Origin of the sequence: Paenibacillus alkaliterrae, assembly GCF_021532375.1 — a bacterium.
GTDB classification, from domain to species: domain Bacteria; phylum Bacillota; class Bacilli; order Paenibacillales; family Paenibacillaceae; genus Pristimantibacillus; species Pristimantibacillus alkaliterrae.
The window spans coordinates 22,185-39,947 of record NZ_JAKGAP010000028.1; the positions used below are offsets into that span (position 1 = coordinate 22,185).

Genomic DNA, 17,763 nt, shown 5'->3' on the forward strand with positions numbered 1-17,763 from the left:
TTTGAACAGAAACAGAATGAAGAAGTTTTTCGCCGTGTCACTCACGTTGCTGATGGTGCTTGCAATGTTGGCTGCTTGCAGCAGGGGGAACACCGACGGTCAAAATGCTGACGCAGGCGACAGCGCGAACACATCGGAATCCTCCGAGAGCACGGATACGGGTGCGGCTTCCGCTAATCAGGGCGTTGAGGAATTGACGTTGTTCATCAACCACAGCTGGTACCCTGTGAAAGAATTTAAGGGTCCTATTGCCGACAAAATTACGGAGAAAACCGGTGTTAAGTTGAAGGTTACGGTTGCAACCGACGACAAGCAGCTTCCGCTGATGATCGCTTCCGGTGACCTGCCGGATCTGATCTTCACTGCCACAGATTTCGACAGACTGGCAAACTCGAATATTTCGTATCCTTGGAACGAATTGATTGAGAAGTATGCTCCGGATTTCGAAATTGACAAGACAAGAATCGCAATCAATACGATGGAAGACGGCAATTTCTACACGATCCGCAACGCATTCGCAACGACGGAAGAATGGGAAGCAAATAAATACGCGCTGGGCAACGACGGAAATCCAGGGATTGCCGTGCGTGAAGACATCATGAATGAGTTGGGTAATCCGCCACTGAAAACACTTGCTGACTTTGAGAACATTCTTGGTATGGTGAAGGAAAAGTATCCGGACATGGTTCCGTTGATTATGGACAAGAACTGGCTCGAGCAGTATTTCATAACCCAGTTCGGCATGGAAGCGGGGATCGGTTCCTGGTATGAAAATGAAGGGAAAGTCAATTATTGGTTGAAGCATCCGAAGGCGCTTGATTTCTTCAAATTCATGAACAGTCTGCACCGGAACGGATACATTCTGGCGGAGAACTTCGCTCATGCCAACGACCAAATCGACGATGAATATGCAGTCGGCGGAAAGGCGTTCGCACACAGCCATACTGTTAGCATTGCGGAAAGAAACAACATCTCTGCGAAGCAAAACGGCGCAGCTTACACGTTCAAGATGATTCCGACGAAATTATCCGACGATGCGATCAAGGTGAGCACAGGAGTAGGCTGGTCTGGATCTTTCATCACGAAGAAAAACAAGAACCCGGAAAAGTCGATCAAGCTGCTTCAATTCTTGGCTAGCGACGAAGGTAAGAAGCTCACGATGTTTGGTGTGGAAGGCGAGCATTGGACATGGAATGAGGAAGGCTATCCAAACCTGAAATATAGCCCAGCAGACTCCGACTTCATAAACGGAAACGGCATCAAATGGTGGTTCTTGTATTCCGATGCGATCGTTGAAGGACTGTGGGGTTATGTGCCTGGTACCCAAACAACGCAAGCATTGATTGAAACGAAAGAGATTACAACGTACAAACCGGAGCTCGGCATGATTCAGGTAAGAGCTGATTCCCAAGAGAGATCGATCAAGACGAAAATTGACGAGATGGTCACGAATGAAAAAGTCAAGATCTATCTCGCAAAATCCGAGGAAGAGGCGGCTCAACTCTTTGAAAATATGTTGAAAAATGCGGATAAGATCGGATTGCAGAAGCTTGAGGATTGGGCAAACCAAACTTACGCAGAGAAGAAGTCGCTGTTCAATTAATTGGAATCCGGTAGGGGCTGGCTGGCAAGCCCCTACCGGATTTTTTAACTAAAATAATAAGCGGGAGTGATTGTTACATATGGATAAAATCGGGAAACGGGGAGCATTGGAGCTTAGCTATGACCGTCCGGCGAACGAGTGGAATGAGGCGCTCCCGGTCGGGAACGGCCGGTTGGGCGGTATGGTGTACGGGCAGCCGGTATCCGAGCGCATTCAATTAAATGAAGATTCGATATGGTACGGCGGACCCAGGGACCGCAACAATCCCGATGCGCTTGAACATCTGCCTGAAATTCGGAAGCTGATCTTCGAAGGAAAGCTGAAGGAGGCGGAACAGCTGTCGGTGCTCGCGTTATCAGGTTTGCCGGAAACGCAGCGTCATTACCTCCCGCTGGGCCACCTGCTGCTGAATTTTAAGCATCCAACCGGCAATTTTACGAACTACAAGCGGGTGCTGGATTTGGAAGATGCGGCAGTGCGCGTAACGTACGAGCAGGATGGGGTCGCTTATAAGCGGGAAATCTTCGCCAGTTATCCCGATCAAGCGATCATCATTCGTCTAACGGCTGATCAACCGGGCTCACTAAGCTTTACAGCCCGCCTGGAGCGGGGAAAGTGGCGCTATGCGGACCGGTCAGGAAAGACGGGCAGCGATACGATCTTTATCCGGGGGAACTGCGGCGGAGAGGATGGCAACGATTATTGCGCTGTATTGAAAGCGTGTGCCGAAGGCGGTGCAGTGAAAACTGTCGGTGAACATCTTGTGGTGGACCAAGCTGACAGTGTTACCTTGGTTTTAACCGCTGCGACATCTTTCCGAAGCAGCGATCCGTTGTCAGAGTGTCTCAGTAAAGGAGCGGCCGCAATTGAGCTTTCATTCGGTGAACTGGCCGTGCGCCATCGGAACGATTACTGTGCCTTGTTCGGCCGCGTTTCTTTGTCGCTCGGAGAGCCGGAGGAAGAAATCGCAGGACTGAGTATCGAACGGCGGCTGAAGCGGGTGGCGGATGGAGGCCATGATCCTGCGTTGATGGCGCTCTATTTCCAGTTCGGCCGTTACTTGCTTATAGCATCCAGCAGGCCGGGCTCCTTGCCTGCCAATTTGCAGGGTATCTGGAATGAGCACTTTTTACCGCCTTGGGATAGCAAATATACCATTAACATAAACACCCAAATGAACTACTGGCCTGCGGAAGTTTGCGGATTGTCCGAATGCCACGAGCCGTTGTTCGAATTGTTGGAGCGCATGAGGGAACCGGGCAGGAAGACGGCCAAGATCATGTACAACTGCCGGGGATTCATGGCACATCATAATACAGATATATGGGCGGATACGGCGCCGCAGGATATTTACCTTCCCGCGACTTACTGGCCTATGGGTGCGTCATGGTTGTGTTTACACTTATGGGAACATTACGAATTTACACAGGATCTGGATTTTCTGGCAAAAGCTTATGACACTATGCGCGAGGCTGCGCTGTTCCTTCTGGATTATTTGGTGGAAAGCCCAACCGGGGAACTGGTCACATGTCCGTCCGTTTCCCCGGAAAACACGTACTTGCTGCAGAACGGCGAATCCGGCGTTCTCTGTGCAGGGCCTTCTATGGACAGCCAGATTATTCACGAATTGTTCTCCGCTGTGATAGAGGCTGAAAACCTGCTTACTATTCAAGGGGAGCAAGCTCTTGGCGCCGAATTGTCCCGTGTACTGACCAGGATTCCGCAACTGAAGATTGGCAAGTATGGCCAATTGCAGGAGTGGTATGAGGATTATGAGGAGCTAGAACCAGGGCACCGGCATATCTCCCATCTGTTCGCCCTTCATCCCGGAAGCCAAATCAGCGACCGCCTGACCCCGGAACTTGCGCAAGCGGCAAGAGTCACGTTGGAACGCCGGTTGGCGAACGGCGGCGGTCACACCGGATGGAGCAGAGCTTGGATCATTAACTTCTGGGCAAGGCTTCAGGAGTCGGAGCTTGCGCATGATAACCTTCAAGCGCTGCTTGTCAAGTCCACGCTGCCGAATTTGCTCGATAATCATCCTCCGTTCCAGATCGACGGCAACTTCGGAGGGATTGCAGCCATCGCGGAGATGTTGCTTCAGAGCCATCTGGGAGAAATACACCTGCTTCCCGCTTTACCTGCAGAATGGCATACGGGGAAAGCGCAAGGTTTGCGAGCTCGGGGCAGCTTCACCGTTGACATGGAATGGGCGGAAGGCAAACTGGTTTATGCACGGATCGTACCTGCAGCTGCCGGTGTTTGCACCGTGCGGTGCGATTCCCCTGTGGCGGTATATTCTAATGGGGTCTTGCTTCTTGCCACGGAAGAAGCGGGAATTGTCAGGTTTGAGATAACCCCCGGTGAAGCTTACGAGCTGCGCGCCTTACAGACAGTTTAGGAAAAAATGGAAGTGCCATTGGAGTGTTAGTCTTTTGGCTTGAAAGGTGGAAATTAACATGAAGCTTTGGTATAATTCGCCTGGTTCATCGTGGAAAGAAGCGATGCCAATCGGCAACGGACGGCTCGGAGCCATGGTGTTCGGAGGATTGGAGAAGGAAAGAATCCAGATCAACGAGGAGACGCTGTGGTCAGGGGCTCCGCATGATTATAACCGTGAAGATGCCGGGCGGTATTTACATGAGGTCAGGCGCTTGATCTTCGCGGGCCGCATCGAGGAAGCAGAACAGTTGTTTCTGAAGCAAATGATGGGCGATCCGGTAAATTTGCAGGCTTATATGCCTTTTTGCGATCTGTGGTTAGAATTTCCCGGACATTGGCCGGTCGATAAGTACTGCCGGGAATTGGACTTGGAACGAGCGGTGGCGACAGTCCGCTACGAAATAGACGGGGTCGCGTACACCCGCGAGGTTTTCTGTTCCCATCCAGGAGGGTGCATGGTTATCCGGCTTACGAGCAGCGCGCAGGGACGCGTTTGCGTGAATGCTTCGTTGTCCAGTGTACATCCGGATACTTCTGTTCTGACGGATGGGGACGGCGCGATCAGGCTTGTTGGACAGACCGGCACACGCTCGGAATCTAAACACTGGATCGCAGCCTGGGAAGGGCCGGGGCTGCGGTTTGAAGGCATACTCAAGACCTTTTGTGATGGAGGAGAGTGTATTGCTGCCGATGGCGCACTGAAGATCGTGAACGCACATGCGGTGACTTTCGTTTTCACGGGAGCAACCGGCTTTGTAAATTACTGTGACATCGGCGGGGATCCAACAGAGAAAAACCGGCAAAACCTTGCGCGTATCGCCGGTCGTCCTTACGAGGAAGTGTTGAACGAGCATATCGAAGATCATTCGGCCTTGTTCAATCGTGTTGCGTTGCGGCTGGACGGAGATGCGAATAAGGATGAAAAAGAAGGTGGAAGAGACCGTCTGCCGACGGATCAACAAATTCGCTCTATTCGCGAGAAGGCGGATCCGGCATTAGCGGCATTGTATTTTCAATTCGGTCGATACTTGAATCAACATGAGCCTTTTCCCATGCAGATTGACGCGAACTTTGGGGGCACCGCCGGCATCGCAGAAATGCTATTGCAAAGTCGTGCCCGATATAAAGGGAACAGCGCCGAATATGTGATTGATCTGCTGCCGGCGCTGCCGGTTCAATGGCCGGAAGGATCCGTCACGGGATTACGCGCGCGAGGCGGTTTCGAGATCGACATGACATGGGAGGACGGAATGCTTTCAAGAGCTGTTGTACGTTCTTTGAAAGGATTGTCGTGTACGTTGCGCTACCGGAATGAGTCGATCCGATGCGGCGTGAATGCGGGAGATCCTTTTCATTACTGTCCATCCAAGTAAAATAATTAACCTGGGAATAATAGTTTTCGATATGCTAGCCGGAGTCATGCGGGTTTGTTTTTTAAAGGTGCGGTAAAAATGAGGCATGCTTTCAAATCCGCATTTCTCGGCGATCGCATTGATCTTGTCCTTGCTGTTTAAAAGGAGCTCCTTTACGGCAACGATTCGTTTTTCCGCGATATAATCCGTTATATTCATACCGATCAGCTGTTTAAATACTCGGCTGAAATGCGCCGGCGATACAGACGCTTTCTTGGCCAAAGAATCCAAGTCCAATCTGTCGTCTAGATTTTGATCGATATAGGCAAGCACGTCCTTCATCCACTCCGGACCAAACATGCAGCATCTTCATCTTATAGTGTATAAACATTCGTTTCAATTTCTCGTCTAAATCGTCCTTCTGATGCATACGCTTGATTCGGTGGTAGCCCATGCTACTTGATCACGTTTAAAAGATTGCGTGGACGAGAATAAGCATTTATCCTAAAAGAGGAAAGAGATTGTTTTCGCTTTATATGAAAGGGCTTTTAGTTTATGCGGCGGGAGGGGTGCCTGTGGAACAGCTCGCGCTTGTCTTGTTCGAGCGAATGGGGATGCTCTTGATCCTTATGTTTATACTGACCCGCATCCCGCTGTTCCGAAATATTTTGGACCGGGATATCAATCTTCGAACGGGAATCGTTTTTGCCGTATTGTTCGGCCTGATCGGTATTGTAGGGACGTACGCGGGCGTCGCCGTGAGTCCGGAGGAGACGGGTTCCGCGTTCTGGGTAACCTCGCTTGCCCCTGATGAGATGATGGCCCATTCCGCGCTCATCGGCATTGTAATGGCCGGATTGCTCGGAGGCGTTTATGTCGGTGCCGGAGCGGGATTGCTGACAGGCCTGCATGCTTATGCTTTGGGCGGGATTGCAGGTGTCTCCTATGCTGTTTCTTCTCCGCTCATCGGCCTTCTGGCGGGATTCGTCGCTCGTTTTTTCTATGAAGAACGGATTATCGCCCCGATCAAAGCGATGTTCATCGGGGTGTTTGCCCCTATCCTTCAGATGGGAGTCCTATTGATTGTCACCACCTCCTCGGAAACGGCTATCGAGCTAGTTAATCGGGTTGGTGTTCCCATGGTCATTACGAACAGCATCGGTATCGCCATATTCGTCGCGATGATTCAGGTTGCTCTCAAGGAAGAGGAGCGGGCGGCGGCGCTTGAAACCCAAAGGGCGTTTACCATTACCGAAATGGTGCTTCCTCACCTAAAGCAGGGACTGTCCTATGAGACTGCACGGGAGACGGCAGCCATTCTGCTGCGGGAATTGCAGGCCGACGCCGTGGGCGTGACGGACACGGAACGGATTCTTGCGCATGCCGGCATCGGCACTTCCCGGCACGTCCCCGGGGAATCCATTGTTACGGAATTGTCGAGAAAGGCGATTCGTACCGGTACGATTCAGATTGCGGATAACCGGGAACAGATTCAGCCACATCATTCCGACTTGGGAGCGGCCATTATTGTGCCGTTCGACCAATCGGGCCGGACGGCGGGATTAATCAAGCTTTATTTTCGCAGTCCCAAACAGATCCGCAAGGTGGAGGTTGAATTTGCATACGGTTTGAGAAAGCTGATCTCCAGCCAGTTAACGAGCGCGATGGGCGAGAAGCTGGAAGCGCTGATGAAGGATGCGGAGCTCCGGGTTCTGCAAGCGCAGATTAATCCGCATTTTCTGTTTAATACGTTAAATTCCATTGTGACCTTAATACGGATCGATCCGGACCATGCGCGCCATATGACGGTACAGCTGGGGCAGTTCATGCGGATGAACTTGACGATGACCCAGTCGCCGCTCGTTCCCCTTTATCGGGAGATGGAGCATCTGAACACCTATTTGGAGATTATACGGATTCGGTTCGCCGATCAATTGAAGGTGGAATGCGTATCGGAGCCGAATCTTGAGATGGTTCTGATCCCGCCGTCGACGCTGCAGCCCCTCGTTGAGAACAGCATCCAGCATGGGCTTAAGAAAAAAAAGAACGGGGGATGGGTTCGAATTGAATTGAAGCGGGAAGGGGATGCAGTGCGGATCACCGTAGAGGATAACGGTGAAGGAATTCCGGGCGTCCTCCTGGACAAGCTTGGCACGGTCCCGATGAGGGGCGGAAGCGGGAGCACCGGCCTGGGCGTTCACAATGTCAATCAGCGTTTGATCAGTTTACTTGGTCCGGAAGCATCGCTTACGTACGGGAACCGTAACGAGAGCGGGGCGCGGGTAACGTTTGCCGTCCCATACGGGGAACGTGGAATGGAGGGGAGAAGTCAATGAAGCTTCGAATCATGATTGCGGAGGATGAGCGGCTGGCAAGAGAGGAACTCATCTATCTGCTGTCGAAGGAGCCGGACGTTGAGCTGGTACCGTCGGCTGCCAGCGGGGTTGAAGCATTGGAGCTGGTCCAGAAGCATAAGCCTGATGTTGTCTTTCTTGATATCGAAATGCCTGAGATGGACGGTATTCAAGCGACTCACCGGCTTTATGAGCTGGATCTCCGGCCTTTCCTGGTCTTTACGACGGCCTACGATCAGTACGCGCTTGAGGCTTTTCAACTGGAAGCGGTCGATTATTTGCTTAAGCCTTACGATGAAGATCGGCTTAGGCGGACACTCGAGCGAATCCGCGGGAGAAAGGCTGAAGCCGGGACCGATGCGAGAACGAAAGCGCCGCCGGCTCCCCCCTTCAAGAGCGGCAAGCTTCTTGTGGATGACGGCGCCCGTATGGTCGTGCTGGAGGCGGACCTGTTCCTCTATGCGGTTAAAGAGGATAAGGTTACCCGCATTCATATGGCGGACGGCCGGTCTTATGCGGCAAAACAGACGCTGCAGGAGCTCGAGGAGAGGCTTGGACCTTCGTTCTTCCGTCCTCATCGGAGCTATCTGGTCAATCTGGATTATATTTATGAGATTGAGCCTTGGTTTAACGGCGCCTACAATGCTATTTTAAGAGATCCGAATCGGACTCCAATACCGGTTTCCCGTGTGGCGGCCAAAGAAATGATCCGGCTGCTGCAGGGGCATTAATCGTTAATGGTGTACGTTCAGGACGGCTATTGTGTATGTAAGGAGCGATTTCCGACGTTTCGCACCGAAATCGTTCAATAGCGGAAAATAGAAGCTATAATATATGAAGCGCTTACAACATGATTTATACCGAAACCGTTTATCGGCGCAATTCATCAAATGGAGGGAATCGCGTTGAGAAAGAACCAGTTAACGTACAGCGATATTGCCCGTTCGGAGCTTTTCCGCAAGCTGATTGTGAAGAAGAAACGTTTTATCATTCCGATGACCCTGTTCTTCCTGGCGTTTTACTTTACTCTTCCGGTCCTGACATCATTCTCCGAGGTCTTGAATAATAAGGCTGTCGGCTCGATTTCTTGGGCGTGGATCTTTGCGTTCACCCAGTTTATTATGACATGGACTTTATGCTCTATCTATTCCAGGAAATCCCAAACATTCGACGCGCTTTGCAAAGAGATCAAAGATCAGGCGCAAGCCGCCGAAAGAAAGGCGGGTTGACCGATGAATACGGCGTTTCTATTGTTTCTCATTATCGTGCTGGGCACCCTTGTGATCACCTATTATGCTGCAAAAAAAACAAAAACGGCTAACGAATTTTACACCGCCGGCGGGGGATTGACAGGCTGGCAGAATGGACTTGCCATTGCCGGGGATTACATGTCGGCGGCTTCCTTCCTCGGGATTGCGGGAATGATCGCGCTGTTCGGCTTTGACGGATTTTTCTACAGCATCGGGTTTCTTGTCGCCTATCTGGTCGTGTTGTATCTCGTAGCGGAGCCGCTGCGGAATCTGGGCAAGTATACGATGGCGGATATGATTGCGGCACGTTTCGATAACAAAAAAATTCGCGGCGTTGCAGCGCTCAATTCGATCGTCATCTCCATCTTCTACATGATCGCCCAGCTGGTCGGCGCCGGAGCGCTCATCTCGCTTCTTATCCCCGGCCTCGATTACACGGCCTCCGTGCTCATCGTCGGAGTGCTTATGACTGTCTACGTTGTATTCGGCGGCATGACGGCGACGAGTTGGGTGCAAATCATCAAATGTGTGCTGCTTGTAGCCGGCACGTTCATTATTTCGCTCATTGTTTTCGCCAAATTCAATTTCAATATCGGGCATATGTTCGACGAAATGCGGACTGCTACCCCTCTGAAGGAAGCGTTCTTGAATCCGGGCAACAAATTTGCGAACGGACTCGATACGCTTTCTCTTAACCTGGCTCTTGTGCTGGGGACGGCAGGCTTGCCGCATATTCTGATCCGATTCTTCACCGTGAAAGACGCGCCTACCGCAAGAAAATCCGTTGTCGTCGCCACTTGGATCATCGGCTTGTTCTATGTCATGACGCTCTTTCTCGGCTTCGGTGCGGCAGCTTTCGTCGGCAATGACGTGATTGTGCAAGCGAACGCTGCGGGCAATATGGCTGCTCCTCTTCTTGCCAGAGCTCTTGGCGGAGAATTTTTGTTTGCCTTTGTATCGGCTGTGGCGTTCGCAACGATTCTGGCTGTTGTCGCCGGTCTTGTGCTCGCAGCCGCCTCCGCTTTCGCTCACGATTTCTATGGCCATATTATTCGGAAAGGGAACGTACGGGAGAAAGAGCAGGTAAGGGCAGCCCGGCTGGCTTCCGTGGGCGTTGCCGTTATTTCCATCCTGCTTGCTCTGTTTGCGCAGAAGCTGAATGTCGCGTTCCTTGTGGCTCTTGCCTTTGCCGTGGCCGCCAGCGCCAATCTGCCCGTTCTCGTATTTACGGTATTCTGGAAACGGTTTAACACAACGGGAGCGGTTACGGGCATGCTGATCGGTTTAATCAGCGCTCTCGTTCTTGTAGCGGTCAGTCCTAACGTTTGGGATCCGGTCGCAGGCAAGGCGATCTTCGTCGGCACACCGCTTATTAGTCTGACCAATCCGGGGATCATATCGATTCCATTAGGGTTCTTGGGGGCGTTTATCGGAACTTACTTTTCCTCCAAGCGGGACGATGCAAAGTTTGACGAGATATTAGTGAAAGCGAACACGGGTATTCGGGAATTGGTATGATAACGTCCGACATTGCACGAATAACAAAAAGCCCCGAGTAACGGGGCTAGTCAACAGTCTTAGCGAGTGTATGTCAATCATACGCTCGCTGTTTTTTTTATAGAGGGGACTCATAGAAATTACTCGGCCTTATGGCGACAGGGCTTGAATATCGAAGTCCCGCTGCAAACCAGAAAAGAAGCAGCCCGGTTCCTTCACATGGTTTACACTTCATCCTTGTTCCTCCTTCACTTTTTTTGAAAAATGAGGAGCCCGCATATGTGTGTAACGAGATGTGGGACGAGTCAAAACTATCATAATTTTTTGGAGAAGGCAAAACCGTTATAAATGGGTTTTTTGCGATGCACCCCAAAGAAGTCGGGCTATTCTGAAAAATACTCTCGCATTCTCCAAATTCCTTATCATGTTAGTCCGGCGGCTCCCTTATTGCATTTACGGTAGGTTTAAGAGATGGAGATGGATGTCCTTAAATCCTATTCGACGAGAAGGGGCATATCGGCTTTCGGCTTTTTGCGGAATGCCCGTATAGCGAGGTAACACAAGAAGCCAAACGGGCCATCGAAAATAAGGTTTCAATCATCGTCAAATTCCCCTATCTCTCAAGAGATTGAAGAGCGATGCGCCGTCCGTCGATTTCAGCAGCCTGCGAACGGAGACTGCGGCGGCAGTGAGCCATACGAGCAGCATGATGCCGGCCATAACAGGGAGCGCCGTCAGTTCGAACGCGGAAAGGCCAAGAACGGTTTGGACGGCGATGAGAAGGATGGATATCATCCATGCGATGCTGCCGGCGTGAATCCACGTACGGGCAATCTTCCCGTCTGTGCTTGCCCGTTCAAGCAGCCAACCGAGCAGCGGAAGTGCCTGCAGCGCATGGAAGCCCAGCCCGTGAAGGACGATCAGATTGCCGGCGTCTCCCGTATAGCGGCTCTGCAGCGCGATCATCCACACTCCTCCGGCGAAGGCGGCCATCGTTGAAACGAACGCATAGCGGATGCCCAGCACAAGCAGCGGGCGTGCTTCGTGCTGTCGTTTGCGGAAAAAAGGGACCGCAAGCAGCACGGTGGCGACGATAATCACGAGCGATTCCAGGCCGAACAAAGCGCCGAATATATTGTCGGCGAGCGTACCGGCTTGCGTGAACCGCGGATTGATGCCGCGGAAATGCTGAATCGTCTCTACCGCGTAGGAGTAAAGAGTGCCTTGAATAAATAACCACCGGATCATGGCCCGTTTGCGGGAACTTAGGCCGGATAGCGGCATGATTGCGGCAATGGACAGTATGAACAATCCGATTGCGGCATCGAACGAAAACGCGCTTTCCAAATTCCCTTCCGGCAGTACGGCCGCTCCATTGAATCCGATACAAAGAGCAATGATTGCGGCAAGAGCAAAACCCATCAGACCGACCATGACAAGCAATCGTTCACCTGCAAACAGCCTCCCGCTCACTTCCTTGGCAGCATTACGGTTTGTTTCTGTCATCCTTGATCAATCCTTTCCTGATGGAAATGAATATTTATTTATCGAAATATAAATAAAATTTCGAAATATAAGGCGGCAAGTTTTTCCGCCGCCTAAATAACCGCTTGCTGAACCGCTTATTTGAAACAAAGCAATTGAGGCAAATTCAATACTTCCGATAGCGTAATAAGCAAGCCGGTTCCGATGAACTGGCTTGCCGCCGCGTCCGCATTCGGAATATGGGCCTCGTGGAACTTGGCGGTTATCACCTTGTGAATGAGAATGAATTTGTCCCGGACATGCCCCCGAATGACGGGCTCGGCGATGGTGTACGCCTGCATGACAAGCAATATTTCGTCACGATGCACGTTCATGATCGATACGAACGCCATTCCCATCGTTTCCTCCAACCGGTCGGCCGGCGCTTCGATCCCCGCGAACGTTTCATAAATGCGGGTCACTGCCCGGTTAACGACCGCTTTGAACAACTCTTCCTTGCTGGCGAAGAAATGAAACACATAAGGCTGCGTTACGCCTGCCGCCTTCGCTACCAGAGCCGTCGTCGCTTTATAATATCCCTGTTCCGCGAATACCCCCACGGCTTTATCGATGATCTGTTCTTTCCGATCTTCGCGGATGACCATTCTCTCTACCTCCTTTTATTTAGTACGAGCTATAGTCATGTTACATAATATCAAGGAGAGAGAGTAAAGAAAGTCTATCAAATTACGAAGGAAGGAAAGAAGAGTTTTTGAATTGGGCTTCTCAAGCAATCGATTTAGAAAAACCAAGAGATCCGGCTCTTGTGAAAATGTATTTAAACCCCTTACTCATCAGGTGGTGATGAATGGCCGTGGTTTGTGCTTCTAAATTATAATCGAACACATGTTTGTATTTAGGGATTTGTTGTAGTATATTAGGTAGGCAACGCATCTATTGAATCGACCAACGGGATATGAATGAGCAATACAAGAACGATAAACAAAAGCTGAAAGATCAAAAGTACCCGCTGCCTAGCGCTTACAAGAAAGAGTTTGCGTGGCTTAAAGAAGTAGACAGTCTGGCACTATCGAATGCACAGCTGAACCTTCATGCGGCTTATCAGAACTTCTTTCGAAATAGATCGGTTGGATTTCCGAAATTCAAGAGCAAGCAAATAGACAAAAAGTCCTACACGACAAATAATCAAGGCGGAACAATCCGACTGATCGACCAACAAACGATTCGGCTGCCTAAATTGAAGAATGTATCCATCAATCTTCACCGCCGCATCCCAGACCACTACATGGCATTGTTCATGTAGAGCAGAGCTGGACAGAGATGTAAATGCCGCAATAAACATCAAGAATGAAGGCTGCCGTATGCTCGGAATCGCCTAATCCAGCAGGAACAAGAACCGTAGGGCGAACGGGATCGCTTGGTAAACATATCGACAGGGGTCGATACATCCCAAGAAGCCCCCCATCTCTAAGTGTAGCGTAGGTGGGTGGTACGTCACTTATGTGGAACAGGACCGGAAGATTGAATTGGTCGAACAGTATTTGTATGAAATTAAATCCGTGATCGCAACCATGACGATGATGAAACAAATGTCACAAGAACAGATTGCGAAGCTTAAAGAACCTCTGAATACCGGAAAAATCGAAAGCAGAATGTCTACATTACAATTTGGATTGGATTATTATACTTTTTTGAACGAGTGGTATGAGAAATATTTAACGCAGTTAAAAAATGAATAGGACAGGATGATGCTCATGACTGAAAGAGCGAACGATAAAAAAACGCTAAGGAATATAATTATTTTTTCTCTTGGAAGGATTTCGGTATTAAGCCAAACCTGAAAGGGAATACCCTTCCTTATTTTGTGAGCATTCTTTTCTTCCCCATCTTGGCTGCGATCCTTATTTTAATCGGACATCATATGAAGTGGTTGGATGCAGCGAATCTATCATCGTCATTTGTAGCTGCATTTGGGATGGCTCTCATACCTGCTTTTATAAAAAATATTTTCGAAGAATTTGCTTGGAGAGGTTACCTGGCCCCGAAGCTGTACTCGATCGGATACAACAGACTTTTCATTCATATTTGCGTCGGACTGATTTGGGGTGCATGGCATGTCCCCTACACATTTTCATCATGCACACTACCGAAAGTTTGATAACCTTTATTCCGCGTATGTTGCTCGGAGTTGTTGTTTTATCCATCGTGTTTGGAGAAATATGGGTGATGACGAAAAGCGTATGGCCCGCTTTGATCATGCACACGGTCGGGAATTCCTTTCTCGATACTCTATTTTTAAAAAACTACCTGGCCGTACCTGAAGCAAATGAATATTTGGTCATGCCTACATCGGGAGTAATTCCTATAGCGGTTACCTTATTAGTGGGATTCTGGCTGTATAGAAGGAATACAAAGGTTATAAAAAGCAAAGCTCAGGCATGAACAATGCCTGAGCTTTCTTAATATGAGTTGCAGTCGGCGGGAAGGCCTCGACGATTCAATCACCTTACTCGGCGGGAGCTATTCTTATACTATTGGACAAATACAACGCCTTGAGCGGCCAGCTGCTGATGAAGCCGCGGAATGGAGATGCTTGCAACATAGGCATTTTATATTTATACTGCTGCCGCTCATTTTTTTCAGCTTGTACGCCAATGTCCGTTCGCAGCGCAAAGGCTGTGGAGAGTCAACTAGCCCGATAGGTTGGACGATCACGCTGGAAACTGGTATACTTGCCGGGGCAGCTCCCGTTAAAGCGATTTCAAATATATAGGGAGCCAGACCGATTCAGCTTAGCAGGAGTGTTGCAAACGATGAGAAAATATAATTTTATTCGTCCCTTGATGTTGATTGTGTCGGCGCTGCTTGTGAAGAGCTTGGTTACCAATCTTTGCATGGTGATGGGAATGGAGCCGGCTCCGGCAGAAAATATCGGTTTTATTGCCATGATTATCACCGCAATTATTATCTATTCCAGAATTATCCGGAATCGCCGCAAATAACGTTATCCCTGTGACCCAACTGGTGACGGAGATATGCTTAGTCTCGTAGGAAGAGCCTTTTCCAGCTTTGCTGGAGGAGGTTTTTTTCTGTATATTTTTAGGTATGAAATATGAAGCGGGAAGGTGAAGGTGCTGGCTGATAACGATCGAAATATGTAATATAGCAGTAAGGGAAGCCGCCTCTATAATGAGGCATTCTTAATTTCTAATGTCAAAGGGAGTTGGAGTGAATGACCTATATTTGCAAAATTGAACTGAATGATATTGCTCCGAAGATATGGCGGCAATTTCAATTTCATCCGGAGATTACATTTCATCAGCTCCATAAAATCATACAAATTGTGATGGGCTGGGAGGATTACCATTTGTATGAGTTTGAAATCGGCGGACGAGTCATCGGATTGCCTGACCCGACATATGCGGATATGGAGACTCGTGAAGTACTGAATGCACGGAGAGAAATAGTCATCAAGCATTTGCAAAAGGAGAATACTGAATTTTCCTATACGTATGACTTTGGAGATAATTGGCGGCATACGATCAAGCTGGAGCAAATGGATACAACCGCTTTTGTGGAGACATCTCCAATGTGTCTCGGAGGGGAGCGCAGCTGTCCGCAGGAGGATGTTGGCGGTATATGGGGTCATCAGCATATGATGGAAGCGCTGTTTACTCCGAATCATCCCGAATATGACGAATTTAAAGAATGGCTGAAAGAAGGATATGATCCTGAGACTTTTCGCCGAGATGAAGTGAATGACAAGCTTCGCCAGCGGAGAAACAAGCTGATCCCAAAATCACTATTACCGCAGGCTGAGGATAAAAAACCGGTAAAGCTGACCAAGACGGCCTTGAACAAACATTTGAAGAGAATGAGCCAGGAACAGCTGATCGAGCTGGTAAAGGAGTGCTATGGATCAAGTAAAGACATGGAGCGAATGCTAGCCGTCAAAATTTTGGGTGAAGAGGCGTTAGAACCGATGTTTCATGAATATCGGAAAAAAGTAGAGCATGAATTTTTCCCTCAGCGTGGCCATGGGAAGCTGAGGCTGCAGGAGGCGAAAAAGGCAATTTCTGAATTTGAAAAGCTGACGGGCAACGAGAAATACACCCTTGAGCTAAAGCTGTTTTATGTCGAGATGGGCGTTTCGTTTACGCTTACCTATGGCGATATCGATGATCGATTTTACGATAGTATGGAAGCCGTGTATGCAGATGTGATTCGGACAGTAAATTTTGATGATACAGCTGAGCTGTTTGAAGAATACGAGGAACGTATCAGCGCCATAGTATCGGATACGAAAGGAATCGGTTGGGGCTTTCACGATTCATTGTCCCATATGCATGAACGACTGAGATGGATGTAATGCTTAAGATGGAGAGCAAGGCAGATATACAGGGAGGAATGTAAATGAGTAAACTTACGTTAAACACGGAGATACAAAATGAATGGGAAAAACTCATGCAAGATGGATATCACTATTCGTTAACTGGAAACTCGGTAGAAGCAGCTCGATTATGGAGAGAGCTATGGAACAGAATGCATGTTGTTCTGAAAGCAGACGACAACATAAGCAGCGGTCTGAAGCATAAGAAATGCTGCGGGAAGTAACATGCGATGATGACGATTCAATGCACAAAAAAGCTGGCAACAGAGCTCGATGTCCCCTTATCTAATGAGAAGCCGGAGAATTTTAACCCGCTTTACTGCTGGCATGCTCATTTATTTTCATTTAACCGCCGAAAGTGTATATTGGTTATGAATAACGAAACCAGATACAATTTTGTGATGTTTGGTTTGCTGAAGGCTGATTTTAAACGATTCAGTGACTTGATCGTAAAGCAACTCTCCGACAATTTGCTTGCGGATGGAATAGAACAAGCATTGGTAGATAACTATTTACAAAATCGTGGGGATGTCAGTTATACCCCGACAAGCGATAGAAGCATAATCGGTCAAATCAACGATATGATTATGGTCGCACAATATGTGATGAATGGCAATATTATTGACACGGGTGATCCTGAAATTGATCAAGTCAATCGTATGCTGAATCGGTTTGTCATGCTTAAGCTGCCAAAGTTATATTCCGGTGAAACTATGCACGATGCGTTGCAAAATTTTTAAATACCGATGTAAGCTATGCGGCCTCTTCTGTCTTAGGTTTTCACTTTGTGTGGTATAATGGGGTTAAAGTTCTGGTGAAATCCCAGAGCAAGATGCGCTCGAAGTGTACGATTTTATCGGTTATTTGAATATGAAACGGGAGAGAGACGATCAGCAACATCTGGATGTCTCATTGCTTGCGGAGGACGCAAATCTCATTCGACAAGTCCAGCAAAGCCGCGAAGATCGTGAGCATGGACGTATATACGGTAAAGAAGCGGGACTTGACTATTTACGCACCAAGGTCCAGGAATTTGAGCATGGACAAAACGTATAGTGTTTATTGGACGCAAACGGCTTTGGACGAACTGGGCAAGGCTGGGGCTTTATCAAGTTATTCTTGTGTTTGAAGTCGACGAAGACGAAGCAATCGTTTGGATAAATGGCATTAAACACAAGCGAGAAAATGTATATTGGAATAGAAAGAAGACTTAGTCAGGTATGGAGATCATACTGACGCGATAGCGTTAAGGCGGGTAGTTCAAAGATGTCGATGTAAGGAGGCTTGACGAAAAATCAGCATGTTATAGCCACAATTCAATTTGAACTCTTTGACCGCAAGGAAGCATGCCAGGGAAGGTATAATGAGTACATTATAGTGGGTAAGGAGG

Annotated in this window: 20 protein-coding genes; 17 read left to right on the plus strand and 3 right to left on the minus strand. The window is 49.0% G+C overall.

The genetic code is table 11. From position 1 onward, the window contains the following. Position 1 precedes the first annotated feature (1 nt). The 3 genes from L1N85_RS13615 to L1N85_RS13625 all read left to right on the plus strand — a co-directional run bounded on the left by L1N85_RS13615 (position 2) and on the right by L1N85_RS13625 (position 5,418). Positions 2 to 1,603: an extracellular solute-binding protein gene (locus L1N85_RS13615; protein WP_235239278.1), complete on the plus strand. Its 1,602-nt coding sequence runs from the start codon at positions 2 to 4 to the stop codon at positions 1,601 to 1,603. A gap of 79 nt (positions 1,604 to 1,682) precedes the next feature. Beyond that, positions 1,683 to 4,004: a glycoside hydrolase family 95 protein gene (locus tag L1N85_RS13620; protein ID WP_235239280.1), complete on the plus strand. Its 2,322-nt coding sequence runs from the start codon at positions 1,683 to 1,685 to the stop codon at positions 4,002 to 4,004. Between the two features lie 58 nt (positions 4,005 to 4,062). Beyond that, positions 4,063 to 5,418, plus strand: coding sequence for a glycoside hydrolase family 95 protein (locus L1N85_RS13625; RefSeq protein WP_235239282.1), 1,356 nt, complete (start codon positions 4,063 to 4,065; stop codon positions 5,416 to 5,418). Here L1N85_RS13625 and L1N85_RS27910 read toward each other — a convergent pair. After that, positions 5,302 to 5,757 (minus strand): helix-turn-helix domain-containing protein, encoded by a 456-nt coding sequence (locus L1N85_RS27910; protein ID WP_407946397.1) that lies wholly within the window; start codon positions 5,755 to 5,757, stop codon positions 5,302 to 5,304. The genes L1N85_RS13625 and L1N85_RS27910 overlap by 117 nt on opposite strands. A 215-nt stretch (positions 5,758 to 5,972) precedes the next feature. Between L1N85_RS27910 and L1N85_RS13630 the strand changes: the two genes are divergently transcribed. From L1N85_RS13630 to L1N85_RS13645, 4 genes are all read left to right on the plus strand, one after another. Next, positions 5,973 to 7,733, plus strand: coding sequence for a LytS/YhcK type 5TM receptor domain-containing protein (locus L1N85_RS13630; protein WP_235239284.1), 1,761 nt, complete (start codon positions 5,973 to 5,975; stop codon positions 7,731 to 7,733). Next, a complete protein-coding gene (locus L1N85_RS13635; protein WP_235239287.1) occupies positions 7,730 to 8,482 on the plus strand; it encodes a LytR/AlgR family response regulator transcription factor in 753 nt (250 codons plus the stop codon). Before L1N85_RS13630 ends, L1N85_RS13635 begins: the two co-directional genes overlap by 4 nt. 159 nt (positions 8,483 to 8,641) lie before the next feature. Beyond that, the gene (locus L1N85_RS13640) at positions 8,642 to 8,980 is read left to right on the plus strand and encodes a DUF485 domain-containing protein (RefSeq protein WP_407946398.1); all 339 of its coding nucleotides are present in this window, start codon (positions 8,642 to 8,644) and stop codon (positions 8,978 to 8,980) included. Positions 8,981 to 8,983: 3 nt separating this feature from the next. Continuing rightward, complete coding sequence (locus tag L1N85_RS13645) at positions 8,984 to 10,519, plus strand: solute symporter family protein (protein ID WP_235239293.1); 1,536 nt, start codon at positions 8,984 to 8,986, stop codon at positions 10,517 to 10,519. A gap of 582 nt (positions 10,520 to 11,101) precedes the next feature. On the opposite strand, the gene L1N85_RS13650 is transcribed toward L1N85_RS13645, so the two are convergent. Both L1N85_RS13650 and L1N85_RS13655 read right to left on the minus strand, forming a co-directional pair. Beyond that, a complete protein-coding gene (locus L1N85_RS13650; RefSeq protein ID WP_235239296.1) occupies positions 11,102 to 12,004 on the minus strand; it encodes a hypothetical protein in 903 nt (300 codons plus the stop codon). A gap of 116 nt (positions 12,005 to 12,120) precedes the next feature. Continuing rightward, entirely contained in the window at positions 12,121 to 12,627 is a 507-nt protein-coding gene (locus tag L1N85_RS13655; RefSeq protein ID WP_235239299.1) for a TetR/AcrR family transcriptional regulator, read from the minus strand. A gap of 311 nt (positions 12,628 to 12,938) precedes the next feature. Between L1N85_RS13655 and L1N85_RS13660 the strand changes: the two genes are divergently transcribed. The 10 genes from L1N85_RS13660 (at position 12,939) to L1N85_RS13690 (ending at position 17,429) form a co-directional block, all read left to right on the plus strand. Then, complete coding sequence (locus L1N85_RS13660) at positions 12,939 to 13,286, plus strand: hypothetical protein (RefSeq protein ID WP_407946419.1); 348 nt, start codon at positions 12,939 to 12,941, stop codon at positions 13,284 to 13,286. After that, positions 13,228 to 13,362 carry a zinc ribbon domain-containing protein gene (locus tag L1N85_RS27915; RefSeq protein WP_407946399.1) on the plus strand — a complete coding sequence of 45 codons (135 nt, stop codon included), beginning with the start codon at positions 13,228 to 13,230 and terminating at the stop codon, positions 13,360 to 13,362. The genes L1N85_RS13660 and L1N85_RS27915 overlap by 59 nt, the downstream gene beginning before the upstream one ends. 123 nt (positions 13,363 to 13,485) lie before the next feature. Continuing rightward, positions 13,486 to 13,722, plus strand: a complete 237-nt coding sequence (locus tag L1N85_RS13665) for a hypothetical protein (RefSeq protein ID WP_235239303.1) — start codon at positions 13,486 to 13,488, stop codon at positions 13,720 to 13,722. A gap of 236 nt (positions 13,723 to 13,958) precedes the next feature. Continuing rightward, positions 13,959 to 14,141: a CPBP family glutamic-type intramembrane protease gene (locus tag L1N85_RS27920; protein ID WP_407946417.1), complete on the plus strand. Its 183-nt coding sequence runs from the start codon at positions 13,959 to 13,961 to the stop codon at positions 14,139 to 14,141. Continuing rightward, positions 14,093 to 14,425 carry a hypothetical protein gene (locus tag L1N85_RS27925; protein WP_407946400.1) on the plus strand — a complete coding sequence of 111 codons (333 nt, stop codon included), beginning with the start codon at positions 14,093 to 14,095 and terminating at the stop codon, positions 14,423 to 14,425. Before L1N85_RS27920 ends, L1N85_RS27925 begins: the two co-directional genes overlap by 49 nt. A 371-nt stretch (positions 14,426 to 14,796) precedes the next feature. Continuing rightward, a complete protein-coding gene (locus L1N85_RS13670) occupies positions 14,797 to 14,985 on the plus strand; it encodes a hypothetical protein (RefSeq protein ID WP_235239306.1) in 189 nt (62 codons plus the stop codon). 230 nt (positions 14,986 to 15,215) lie between these two features. After that, positions 15,216 to 16,352 (plus strand): DUF6155 family protein, encoded by a 1,137-nt coding sequence (locus L1N85_RS13675; protein ID WP_235239310.1) that lies wholly within the window; start codon positions 15,216 to 15,218, stop codon positions 16,350 to 16,352. 44 nt (positions 16,353 to 16,396) lie between these two features. Then, positions 16,397 to 16,597: a hypothetical protein gene (locus tag L1N85_RS13680; protein WP_235239314.1), complete on the plus strand. Its 201-nt coding sequence runs from the start codon at positions 16,397 to 16,399 to the stop codon at positions 16,595 to 16,597. Between the two features lie 6 nt (positions 16,598 to 16,603). Beyond that, entirely contained in the window at positions 16,604 to 17,113 is a 510-nt protein-coding gene (locus L1N85_RS13685; protein ID WP_235239318.1) for a DUF6933 domain-containing protein, read from the plus strand. 103 nt (positions 17,114 to 17,216) lie between these two features. Beyond that, on the plus strand, positions 17,217 to 17,429 hold the full coding sequence (locus tag L1N85_RS13690; protein WP_235239322.1) for a hypothetical protein: 213 nt from the start codon (positions 17,217 to 17,219) through the stop codon (positions 17,427 to 17,429). The last annotated feature ends 334 nt before the right edge of the window (positions 17,430 to 17,763 follow it).